At 60.8% G+C, this 12,889-nt stretch carries 5 protein-coding genes and 2 pseudogenes; all 7 read left to right on the top strand.

Features of this window, described 5'->3' with window-relative positions:
• Positions 1-90: 90 nt before the first annotated feature.
• Positions 91-579, top strand: a pseudogene (locus CFR72_RS18175) (IS5 family transposase); the annotation flags it as partial.
• 756 nt (positions 580-1,335) lie between these two features.
• Positions 1,336-2,034 (top strand): response regulator transcription factor, encoded by a 699-nt coding sequence (locus tag CFR72_RS14935; RefSeq protein ID WP_244182322.1) that lies wholly within the window; start codon positions 1,336-1,338, stop codon positions 2,032-2,034.
• Positions 2,034-3,410 (top strand): ATP-binding protein, encoded by a 1,377-nt coding sequence (locus tag CFR72_RS14940; protein WP_110914649.1) that lies wholly within the window; start codon positions 2,034-2,036, stop codon positions 3,408-3,410. The genes CFR72_RS14935 and CFR72_RS14940 overlap by 1 nt, the downstream gene beginning before the upstream one ends.
• Before the next feature lie 32 nt (positions 3,411-3,442).
• The gene (locus CFR72_RS14945; RefSeq protein WP_244182323.1) at positions 3,443-4,672 is read left to right on the top strand and encodes an MdtA/MuxA family multidrug efflux RND transporter periplasmic adaptor subunit; all 1,230 of its coding nucleotides are present in this window, start codon (positions 3,443-3,445) and stop codon (positions 4,670-4,672) included.
• Positions 4,672-7,842, top strand: a complete 3,171-nt coding sequence (locus CFR72_RS14950) for an efflux RND transporter permease subunit (RefSeq protein WP_110914651.1) — start codon at positions 4,672-4,674, stop codon at positions 7,840-7,842. Before CFR72_RS14945 ends, CFR72_RS14950 begins: the two co-directional genes overlap by 1 nt.
• 1 nt (position 7,843) lies before the next feature.
• A pseudogene (locus tag CFR72_RS14955) lies at positions 7,844-11,146 on the top strand (efflux RND transporter permease subunit).
• Between the two features lie 26 nt (positions 11,147-11,172).
• On the top strand, positions 11,173-12,714 hold the full coding sequence (locus CFR72_RS14960; protein WP_110914652.1) for an efflux transporter outer membrane subunit: 1,542 nt from the start codon (positions 11,173-11,175) through the stop codon (positions 12,712-12,714).
• Positions 12,715-12,889 lie beyond the last annotated feature (175 nt).

Raw genomic sequence — 12,889 nt, forward strand, 5'->3', positions numbered from 1 at the left:
CTCTATACAGATATGTCGGACCGAAGGGCGAGCTCAGGGATTATGGGAAGCGCGTTCTCAGCTTAGCGTAGGATTTCGCCCCCTCCCGCAAACGACCCCATAATGATCGACAGCACCATTGTCCGTGCTCACCAGCATAGAGCGGGCGCCCGTAAAAAAGGGGCGCGGATCAGGCTATCGGCCGATCCCGTGGCAGACTGACCAACAAAATCCATGTCATATGCTGCGGGAAAGGCTGTGGTTCTTTCCCAGACACCCAGGCAAAGGGCGGACATCATGGAAGCATGCCCCCTGCTGGATGGGGTCGATCCCAAAGCCTTTATCGCCGACAAGGCTTATGACGTCGATCCGCTCATTGAAACGCTTGAAGCACGGCAGATCATACCGGTTATCCCCTCAAGGAAAAACCGATGCAATCCACGGAAAATCAGCTTTCAGCTCTACAAAAACAGAAACATCATTGAACGCTTCTTCGCCAGGCTGAAGCAGTTCAGGGGCATTGCAACACGCTACGACAAGCTGCAGTCAACATTCCTCGCAGCAGTGCAACTCGTTTCCGCCATCCTCGAAATTAACTGACGACACGCTCTAATGACTATCTAAAGAGCGGGTCTTATAGAATTGACCTAGGAAATCGTGGAAAATATTCCCAGTCAGACATGAGATCAGGTGACGTAACCATTCATGAGCCAGAAAGACACGTTCACATATTTTGCTGGGAAACAGCCGTCGCGATCGGAGGAACTCGTTATACCCGGAGCGACTCATCATCATGGTCGCTGGGTATCTCTTCCGAAACAAACCGGAAAGATGGTTGGACAGAGGCATCAGCCTGCGGGAAGACGTGATGTCCCTGCCCGTTCCAGAGAACTCGGTCAGTCAGAGGCTTCTGCACGACTGAACTTTCGGACATAGCCCGGCACCTCCACATGCAGGGGTAAATCTTTTTTTGTAACGGATATGATCGTTTCTGTTACAATAATATGCCACAGGATATCAATTATTCCCGATACATACAGAAATATTCCGGGAGATCGCAGTCTGTTTAACGTATACAGCGCGTGGCATTACGCCGGTTAGGCGGGCAATGAATTTTATTTTAACATCATAATCGCTTTTTATCATTTTTGAAATAAACGCCACGCTGCCTTTTTATTTTCTAGGCTGCAATCAGGGCTTTATTATACTTCACGGCATCGAATGAACGCGAATGCAGCCGTGCGGAGTTTCAGATTGATAACGGGGCGGTCAGGCCATGATTTTCCGGACAGCCAGGGAACGGATGGTGCCCCTGTCGGCAAAGGACAGAATTTCGTTCTTGTCGTGGAAGACGACATGGATATCCGCAACCTGCTGACACGTTTCCTGTCACAGCAGGGTTATGAGGTTGCGTCCGCCATGACGGCGGCGGAGGTGCTGGCCATCCTCGCGCGGCGCACGCCTGATATTGTCCTGCTTGATCTCATGCTGCCGCAGGAAAGTGGCCATGCCATCTGCCGCCTGATCCGTAAGCGGAGTGCCATCCCCATTATCATGGTTACGGCGCTTGCCGATGTCCGTGAGCGTATTGCGGGTCTTGACCTGGGCGCGGACGACTACATCAGCAAGCCCTTTGATCTCGGTGAACTGGCAGCCCGCATTCGGGCCGTGCTGCGTCGTCCATCCAGCCCCCCCGCTTATCCCACATCGGGTTTACAGCCGGGCTGCAGGTTCGGAAACTGGATCTTTATGCCGGAAAAACGCGCACTCTATAGCACCGAGGGCGTGCGCATGACGCTGACCGGCGCTGAAACCGATCTTCTGCTGCTGTTATGGAACCATGCGGGAGAACTCCTGAGCAGGCAGCGGATCATTGAACTGCTCTATAATGCACCGGGAGCGGTTGAAGAACGCACCATCGACCTGCTGGTCAGCCGCCTGCGGCGCAAGCTGGCGCATGGTGGCCGCCAGCTTGAGATGCTGCGGACGGTGCGCGGCGACGGCTATGTGTTCGACCCCGGTCCGGCCGTTCCGCATGAGGGGGCAGCCGACTGATGAAAACCCGGTTTTCCCTGCTGCCCCGCACCGTTTACGGGCAGATGGCCGCAATCGTGATCTCCAGCATGATGGTCACCGTTTTTTTTGTCGCCTTTCTGGTGTTTGCGTTGCGTCCGACCGTGCCACCGCTGCCTGAAGGGCCATGGCCAAACGCACTGGCCTTTGAAACCGCGATTGATGCGTTACGTGCAAGTCCGCCCGAAATACGCGAGGCCATTGCACAGGGTATGTCAACACCGGACGTTTCGTTTCGTACCACCGCCCCCTTTGCGTGCACGCCTATCCCGACCGAACATTTCTCGATCCTGCTGCGCCGTATCCTTCAGGCACGGGCTGGCAACCAGAACGTCGTCATGATTGCCTCGACCTGCGCTGCGGATTCCAGCGGCATGACGTCCACCCATATCGACATGCCCCGTGAAGGGATATTCATTACCGCCCATAACGGGATCAATCATCATCTGCCCCAACTCATGCGCGCGACGCTGCCACTGATCGTATCGTTCCTGTCGATGCTGGTCATCATGGGCACCCTGTCGCTATGGAGCCTGTGGCGCATCAACCGCCCGCTGAAGGTGCTGGCGGACAAGGCCGAAACCTTTGGCTACGACATCACGCCCGAACCCCTGATCGAACAGGGACCGGTGGAACTGCGCCGCGTCGCGCGTGCTTTCAACCGCATGCAGGCCCGCGTTGCCGCCGCGGCCGAGGAGCGTACCCGCATGCTCATGGCAATCGGTCATGACCTGCGCACGCCACTGACGCGCCTGTACATGCGGATTGAAATGGGGGGGGCCGACGCCTCCCCTTCGGCCCTGCGCAACGACCTGTGGCTCATGAACCGCATGCTGAACGGGGCGCTGTCCTTCCTGAAGGGGCAGGGTGACACGGAACCGGCCGAACGGGTCGATATCGGCGCGCTGGTGGAAAGTGTCTGCGCGGAATTCGAGGCGATCGGCCGGAACGTGATCTGTCAGGGCGACCTGGGCCTGACCTGCCTGTGCCAGCCCGTGGCCGTGGCCCGCATGGTCAACAATCTGATCGACAATGCCTGCAAATTCGGCAGCGAAGTGCGCGTCGATACACGACGGAGCGGTCATGAAGCCATTATCGAGGTTGCCGATAACGGTCTCGGCATTCCGCCTGAAATGCACGATGTCGTGCTGCTGCCCTTCGCCCGTCTGGACCCTGCCCGCAGCCCGGACGGCGGCCTGGGGCTGGGCCTGTCGATCATCCATGACATCGTGCAGCGCCATCGTGGCAGCCTGACCTTCCATTCAAACCAGCCACACGGATTGCTGGTGCGCATTGCCCTGCCGCTTGACCTGCACACGGCGGCGCAGGCGCACGGCAATACGCAGGCAACCCATTAAGGCCCCGCCAGTACAGAGACGGACCGTAGAAAATGCAGCCTGTTCACGATTTTCCCTTTCCTGCAACCATGCCTGGCGGCCTGTCGTGCCATGTGGTGCAGGATGCCGTTTCAGCACGCAGGAACCAGACGCGGACCAGGCATTGCGGCCTGCGCCGCGCGAGCCTGCTGACAGCACTGTTCCTGGCCGGCCTGCATCCGCTGCATGGCGCGCAGGCGGCCACGAAAACGGTGGATGCGGGTATTCCGGTATCCGTGGCAACCATCAGGACGGGCGATATGCCGGTCGTGCTGAGCGAACTGGGTACGGTCATCCCCGTCACCAACGTAACCGTGCAGAACCGCGTGGAAGGCTATCTGACGCAGGTACTCTTTACCGAAGGGCAGGAAGTGCATGAGGGCGACCTGCTGGCGGTAATCGATCCCCGCCCCTATGAGGCGGAACTGAAGCAGTATTCCGGGCAGTTGGCGGCCGATCAGGCCCAGCTTGACGAGGCGCGGATGGATAATGTCCGGTACCAGAAGCTGCTCAAACGCGACAGTATCGATACCCAGACGGCACAGGACCAGCAGTACAAGGTCAAGCAGCTTGAAGGCACGGTAGAGGCAGATCAGGGGCTGGTCGATACCTACAGGCTGGATGTCGAATACTGCCACATCACCGCACCGGTCAGCGGCCGTGTGGGCATCCGTGCGGTGGACCGGGGCAATTACGTGACCGCGGCACAGTCCGGCGGCCTTGCGGTCCTGACGCAGATGCAGCCGATCTCGGTCATATTCACCCTGCCACAGGACAAGCTGGGCATGGTCTGGAAACGGCTGCGTACTGCAAAGACACTGCCGGTCGAGGCATGGGACAGCACGGACACCACGAAGCTGACCGATGGCACGGTCAGCAGCCTGGACAGCCAGATCGATACCTCAACCGGCACGGTCCGGCTGCGTGCCCTGTTCCCCAACAGGGACGAGGATTTGTTCCCCAACCAGTTCGTCAATGCCCACCTGCTGGTTGATACCGAGCATGATGTGCTGCTTGCCCCCACCAGCGCCATCCAGTCAGGCCCCAATGGTTCATTTGTATATGTAGTGCAGCCTGACAGCACCGTGGCCGTGCGTCTGGTCAAAACCGGTGTCAGTCAGGGGGATACGGTCGTTGTCACCTCCGGCCTGAAGGCGGATGAGCAGGTAGTGACATCGGGCATCGACCGCCTGCATGCAGGGGCGAAAGTCACCATCCCCGTCACCACGACGCAGGGGGGATAATGAATCTCTCCCGTCTTTTCATACAGCGGCCCGTCGCCACCACGCTGCTCATGTTCGCGTTGATGCTGGCGGGTCTGATCGGTTATCGGTTCCTGCCGATTTCCGCCCTGCCGGAAGTGGATTATCCCACCATCGTGGTCCGCACCTTCTACCCTGGCGCCAGCGCGGATGTGATGATGACCTCCGTCACCGCGCCGCTGGAAGGGCAGATGGGAGAAATGGCCGGGCTGGACCAGATGACATCCCAGTCCTCGGCCGGGGCATCGGTCATCACGCTGCGCTTCGGGCTGACCACGTCGCTGGATGTTGCCGAGCAGGAGGTGCAGGAGGCCATCAACGCCGCCAATTCCCTGCTGCCAACAGCCCTGCCCGCGCCGCCCATCTATTCCAAGGTCAATCCGGCTGATACGCCCATCATGATCCTGGGGGTCACGTCCACCACCCTGCCCCTGCCTGAAGTGCAGGATTACGTGACGACACGCCTGCAGCAGAAGATCAGCGAGATTTCGGGCGTGGGTGAAGTTTCCCTGTCCGGTGGCAACAAGAAGGCTTACCGCGTCCGTGTGAACGTGCCCAAGGCCACGTCGCTGGGCATTGATCTTGATACGCTGCGCACCACCATCGGCAACGTGAACGTCAATTCCCCCACCGGCAGCTTCAATGGCAAAAAGCTGAACCGCACCATCCATATCGACAGCCAGATTTCCAGTACTGACCAGCTACTCAATCAGGTCGTGGGCTGGTCCGACACCAGTCAGGGGCCGGTCAGGCTGCGCGATATCGCAACGGTGGTGGAAGGGGCGGAAGATACCCAGCTTGCCGGATGGTCGAACCAGACCCCGGCCATCATCCTGAACATCCGCCGCCAGCCTTCGGCCAACATCATCAACACCGTCAACGCCATCAAGGCCACGCTGCCATCACTGCAGCAGGACATGCCCGGTGGCGTCACCATCACGCCGCTGACCGACCGGACCACCACCATCCGCGCATCCGTGGCGGATGTGGAATTCGAACTGGGTCTGGCGCTGGCGCTGGTGGTGGTCGTGATCTTCGTGTTCCTGCATGACCCGTCGGCCACCGTCATCCCGGCGCTGTCCGTGCCGCTGTCCATTATCGGCACGCTGGCGGTGATGGATATGATGGGATTCTCGCTCGACAACCTCTCGCTCATGTCGCTCACCATCTCCACCGGCTTCGTGGTGGATGATGCGATTGTCATGATCGAGAACATCGCCCGTTATATCGAAATGGGCCGCGACCGGATGACTGCGGCGCTGGAGGGCGCGGGCGAGATCGGCTTTACCATCGTCTCGCTCACCATCTCGCTCATCGCCGTGCTCATCCCGCTCCTGTTCATGGGCGACGTGATCGGGCGGCTGTTCTATGAATTTGCCGTGACGCTGGCGGTGACCATCATCCTGTCCGCCGTGGTGTCGCTCACACTCGTGCCGATGATGTGCGCCCGCCTGCTCAAGGACAAGGCGTATGCCACCACCAAGCCGCGCTGGGCACAGGCGACCGACCGGCTGATTGTCCGGGTTATCGATACCTATGACCGGGGGATTACGCGCGTGCTGCGCCACCAGCGCGCAACCCTTGCCGTGTTCGTGGCAACGCTGGCGCTGACCGGGCTGCTGGTCGTGATCATTCCCAAGGGACTGTTTCCCGAACAGGATACCGGCGTCATTCAGGGCGTGTCCGTGATGGATGCCTCCATCTCGTTCGATGCGATGCGCGACCTGCAGCAGCAACTGGGAGCAGCGATTGCGAAGGATGCGGATGTTGTCAGCCTGTCCTCCTATATCGGGGTGGATGGGGACAACACCACGCTCAATCGCGGGCGTTTTGAAATCAACCTGACGCCGCATGACAAACGCAGCCTTTCGGCCGCAAAAGTGGCGCAGCGCATCCAGCGCGAGACAGCCACCATAGCCGGAACCCAGCTTTACCTGCAGCCGGTGCAGGACCTGACGCTGAACACCAACGTATCGGCCACCCAGTACCAGTTCCTGGTGGCAGATTCCGATACGAACCGCCTTGCCACATGGGTCCCGCGCCTGATTAATGCCCTGCGCAGGGAACCGGCCCTGGCCGATGTCACGTCCGACCTGCAGGCGCAGGGGCTGGCCGCGACCGTGACACTGGACCGGGCCACGGGGGCGCGCTTTTCCGTCACGCCGGAAACGGTGGACAACCTGCTCTATGATTCCTTTGGACAGCGCCAGATTTCCACCATCTATACCCAGTCCAACCAGTATCGCGTGATCCTGGAGGCCGACCCCGCGCTGCAGACCACGCCCGAGGCACTGGACAGGCTGTATCTGGCCGCCAGCGGCAGCGGGGCTACCAGCACGTCCGGCCCGACCCGTGATCCCTCCTACGGCCTTGTGCCGATGAGCATGGTCACCCGCACGACGGCATCCACCGCGCCGCTGCTGATTACTCATGTGGCGCAGTTTCCGGCATCGACCATTTCGTTCAATGTTGCACCCGGCTATTCGCTCGGTGCGGCGACGGATGCCATCACGCGGGTGGAAAAATCACTGCATCTGCCCGCCACCATGCAGACATCGTTTCAGGGCACGGCCGCCGTGTTTGCAGGCAGCATGAGCAACGAGGCCTGGCTGATACTGGCGGCCCTCGTAGCCGTCTATATCGTGCTGGGTGTTTTGTATGAAAGCTTCATCCACCCGCTGACCATCCTGTCCACCCTGCCCTCGGCCGCCATTGGCGCGCTGCTGGTGCTGTGGGTCTCGGGTTCGGGGCTGGATGTGATGGGGGTGATCGGCATCGTGCTGCTGATCGGCATCGTGAAGAAAAACGCCATCATGATGATCGATTTCGCGCTGGAGGCGGAGCGTGTGGAAGGGCTGGATTCCGTGCAGTCCATAACCCGTGCGGCCCGGCTGCGCTTCCGCCCGATCCTGATGACCACGCTGGCCGCCATGCTGGGCGCCATTCCCATGGTGATCGGTAATGGCACGGGATCGGAACTGCGCCGCCCGCTGGGTTACGCGATTGTGGGTGGCCTGGCCGTAAGCCAGTTGCTGACCCTGTTCACCACGCCGGTCATCTACCTGTTCATGGAGCGGGTGCGCCTGCGGTTTGCTGCCTTCCGCGCCCGCCATACGTCCGCGCCACCCACGCCGTCAGGGGAGGCACGCTGAAATGTCGATCGTCGCCCTGTGCATCAAGCGCCAGATCGGCACCACGCTTATCGTGATCGGCATGATGATTGCCGGCGCCATCGGCTACTGGCTGCTGCCTGTATCCGATCTCCCCAATGTTGACCTGCCGGTCATTCAGGTGCAGGCCTAGCAGGCCGGTGGCACGCCCGAGCAGATTGCCAGCACGATTGCCGAACCCCTGGAGCGGCATCTGGGCACGATTGCCGGACTGAGCGAGATGACATCGCAGTCCGTCACCGGGCAGGTCAGCATTGCCCTGCAGTTCGATACCTCCCGCGACATCAACAGCGCCGCGCGTGACGTGCAGGCGGCCATCGTGGCAGCCCGCGCGGACCTGCCCGCCACCCTGCGGCAGAACCCGACCTATGTCGAAGCCAATACCGCCGGCATGCCGGTCATGGTGCTTGCCCTTACATCGGACACCAGAACGCCCGCACAGGTCTATGACGTGGCGACCAATGTGCTTGAACAGCATCTGTCCCAGATCAGTGGCGTGGGGCAGCTCATGCTGGGTGGGGCGGCGCTGCCTGCCGTGCGGGTGGAACTCAATCCCCTCGCCCTGTTCAAATACGGCATCGGGTTCGAGGATATCCGTGCCGCCTTGTCCTCCGCCAATGCCAATACGCCCAAGGGGTTCCTCAATCGCGGCAGGCAGCGCCTGATCCTGCAGACCAACGATCAGGTTCATGGCGCGCAGGACCTCAAGGGTCTGATCGTGGCCTATCGCAACATGCGTCCCGTGCGGCTGGAGGACGTGGCGCAGGTGACCGACGGGGTGGAAAATGTTGAAAATGGTGGCTTCTTCAACCGCAAGCCTGCCGTTCTGGCCATTGTCTTTCCGCGTGCGGGGGCCAACGTGGTCCAGACCATCAACCAGATCAGGGCGCAGTTCCCGACCCTGAAGGCCGCCCTGCCCGCCGATGTGGAGCTGCATGTCGGCATGGACCGTTCCGCCACCATCCAGGCCGCCCTGACCGATACCAAGAGCACACTGGTCCTGTCGGTGCTGCTGGTGGTGGGCGTGGTGCTGGTGTTCCTGCGTTCGCCGCGCACGACCATCGTGCCGGCCCTGGTCATTCCCGCATCGCTGGTCACGACGTTTGGCGTGATGAAGCTGATGAACTATTCGCTCGACAGTCTGTCGCTCATGGCGCTGACCATTGCGACGGGCTTCGTGGTGGATGACGCCATCGTGGTGATCGAAAACATCAGCCGCCATATGGAACAGGGGGCGAGCCGCGCCGATGCGGTGCTGCAGGGCGCGCAGGAAGTAGCCTTTACCGTGCTGTCGGTTTCCATCTCGCTGGTGGCGGTGTTCCTGCCCATTCTCATGCTGGGGGGGCTGATGGGCAGCCTGCTGCATGAATTCGCCGTGACCATTTCGGTGACGGTACTCGTCTCCATGGTGCTCTCGCTCACGCTTACACCCATGATGTGCGCACGGATCCTGCCATCGGGGGAAGCGCGGGCTGACAGAAAGCCCAATTTCTGGTCCCGCCTTTCCGTCCGGATGGAACGCGGCTTTGCTTATGTGGAAAATGCCTATGGCCGCTCACTGGCCACGGCACTGCGCCATCGCAGGCTGGTGCTGCTTTCGCTGCCTGTCACCATCGGGATGATGGGCGTGCTGTTCGTGTTCATGCCCAAGGGCCTGTTCCCGACCGAGGACACCGGCATGATGATGGCGCATCTCGTCGCCGATCAGGCCACTTCCTTTGATGAGATGCTGGCGAAGGTCGATCAGGTGGAAAAGAACATTCTGGAGAACGGTCAGGTCTCCGGCGTGACCGGCTTTGTTGGTGGCCGCAATTCCAGCAACCAGGCCAATATCTTCATTGACCTGATCGACAAGGCACAGCGCAGGACCACCATCAGCCAGACACTGGCCGACCTGACCCACCGCACGCACGACCTGGTGGGCGGGCAGTTCATTGCCATGCTGCCCAGCCTCCTGCCCTCGGGCGGGCGGCAGGCCAACGGGGCCTATCAGTACACATTGCAGAGTGATGACGCGGCGACACTATACCACTGGATTCCCCGCCTGCAGGCGGCACTGCAGAAGCATGCTGAACTGCGTGATGTCTCATCGGACGTGCAGCAGGGCGGCCTTTCCACCAATGTCATGATCAACCGCGACGTATCGGGGCGGACGAACCTGACCCCGCAGCTGATCTCCAACACGATCTATGATGCCTTTGGCCAGCGCGCGGCTTCGGTCATCTACAACCCGCTGAACCAGTACCGGGTGGTGATGAACGTCCTGCCGAAATACTGGGACAATGCCGACATCCTGCAGCAGGTATGGGTCAGCACGTCGGGCGGGACCGCCAGCGGCAGCACGCAGAGCAATACGATCAAGGTCACGTCCGCCTCCACCACGTCCACCACCGCATCCTCGCTCAGCAGCCAGTCCTTCGCCAACCAGATCCAGAACAGCCTGGCTGGCGGCAGCGGGGCTTCCAGCGGGTCGGCCGTGTCGTCTACGGCGGAGACGATGGTCCCGCTTTCGGTCGTGTCCAGCATGCAGTCCGCCACCATGCCGCTCAGTGTGAACCATCAGGGGCAGTCGCTGGCGGCCACGCTGTCGTTCAATCTGGCATCCGGTGCCTCCATGTCCGATGCCACGCGGATCATCAATGAGGAGATCGCCCGGCTGCAGGTGCCGACAAGCGTGCACGGGCATTTTGCCGGCACCGCCGCACAGTTCCAGAGTTCGGCGAGCAACGAACCGCTGCTGATCGTGGCGGCACTGGGTGCTGTCTATCTGGTGCTTGGCATCCTGTATGAAAGCTATGTCCATCCGCTGACCATTCTCTCCACCCTGCCCTCGGCCGGGGTGGGGGCACTGCTGGCGCTTTACCTGCTGGGGCAGGAGTTTGACCTGATTGCGCTGATCGGGCTGATCCTGCTGATCGGGATCGTGAAGAAGAACGCCATCATGCTGGTGGATTTCGCCATTACCGAGGAACGCAACCATAACCGCCCGGCACGGGACGCCATCCATACTGCCTGCCTGCTACGCTTCCGCCCGATCATGATGACGACCATTGCCGCCGCCATGGGCGCGCTGCCGCTTGTTGTGGGCAACGGCTACGGCGCGGAACTGCGCCGCCCGCTGGGCATCGCGATCATGGGCGGGCTTCTGTTCAGCCAGATCCTGACGCTTTACACGACGCCGGTCGTGTACCTGTATCTCGACCGTCTGGGCCAGTGGGGGCGTCGGCGCCTTCCCGCCATTTTCCATGCCATTGCGCGCGTCGTGCGCCCTGCCCGCTCCTCATGAGCATGATGACGTATCAGGACAGTTCCATGTCGTATCGTTCTTCCCTTTCCGCCCGTCTGCACGCGGCCCTGCGCGGCACGACGACCGTGCTGGCGACGCTCACGCTGTCAGGCTGTCTTATGGTTGGCCCGCGCTATAAACACCCTGCGCCCGTTATCTCGGCCCGGTTCAAGGAACTGCAGCCCGCCCCTGGCTGGACCGTCAGCCAGCCGGACATGGCGGCAATACCAAAGGGCCAGTGGTGGCTGGTCTATCATGACCCCACCCTGAACGCGCTTGAAGACCAGGTGGCGCTGTCCAACCAGAACCTGAAGGAATACGAAGCCCAGTACCGCAAGGCGCGGGCCATGGTGAATGCGGCGAAGGCCAGCCTTTACCCGACGCTTTCCGGCGATCTCAGTTTTGCGCGCAACAGTCAGGGCAGTACTGCGACGTCAACCAGCGGCACCACCTACAGCACCGGCTCCACGCGCAATACCTATGCCGCTGAACTGAGTGCCGACTGGGATCTGGACCTGTGGGGCAAGATCCGCCGCCAGATACAGGAACAGGTGACCGCCGCACAGGCCAGTGCCGCCGATATTGCCAATGCCCGCCTGTCGTACCAGTCGCAGCTCGCGCAGGACTATTTTGAAATGCGCTATGAGGAATCCCTCAAGTCGCTGCTGGACCAGTCGGCGGCGCTGTATGCGCATAATCTTGAAATCATCCGCAACCAGCATGAAGGCGGTACACTGAACGCAGGCGACGAACTGCAGGCTGAAACCGAACTGGACCAGACCCGCGCCAGTGCGACCGCAACGGATGTGGCGCGGTCGGAATATGAGCATGCCATTGCGGTGCTGGTGGGCCGCGCGCCCGCCGATCTGACCATTGCGCGCGCCGCCATGCCTGCGGCCATTCCAGCCGTGCCGGACGGCCTGCCCGCGACGCTGCTGCAACGCCGCCCCGATATTGCCGCCGCCGAGCGCGCGATGGAGGAATATAATGCGGAAATCGGAGCCGCGATTGCCGCCTTCTACCCCGATGTCACCCTGTCCGCCGCCTATGGCTATAGCGGCAATCCCGTCCAGTCGCTGATTCAGGTTGCCAACCGGATCTGGTCACTGGGGGCAGCGGGAAGCGAGACCCTGTTTGAAGGCGGCGCACGGACGGCGGCCGTCCAAGAAGCCAATGCCGATTATGACAACGCGGTCGCCACCTATCGCCAGACCGTGCTGACCGCCCTGCAGGATACGGAAGACCAGCTTTCCAGCCTGCGTATTCTTGAACACCAGGCCAGCCAGCAGGATGCCGCCGTGCGCGCGGCGGTCAAGGCGGTTGATGTGGCGATGAATGAATACCGTTTTGGCACCGCCATCTATACCACCGTCATCACCACCCAGCAGACCGCGCTGGGGGATCAGGAAACTTCGTTGCAGATTCAGGAAAACCGCCTGCTGGCCAGCGTGAAGCTGATTGCCGACCTTGGTGGCGGATGGGAAGTGTCGCAACTGCCAAGCAAGAATTCCCTCCAGCGCGATAACCCGCTGGTTCCCTCCTTCCTTGAAAAGCATGCGCGGGAATAGAGAAGGGCAATGTGCGTGTGCCATGGTTTATCACGTCATTTTATAATGCTGACGGTATTTTCATGATCATATCAGCCCCTCACATGAGGAGTTTCACGTCAATGGCCACTTTCACTGCGAGATCATTTTTTCTTCTCCGTGTTTTGGATCCATGGTCTGAGCCTGTTTAACGACT

The sequence above is a fragment of the Gluconacetobacter entanii genome, assembly GCF_003206495.1.
In the GTDB taxonomy this organism is placed as follows: domain Bacteria; phylum Pseudomonadota; class Alphaproteobacteria; order Acetobacterales; family Acetobacteraceae; genus Novacetimonas; species Novacetimonas entanii.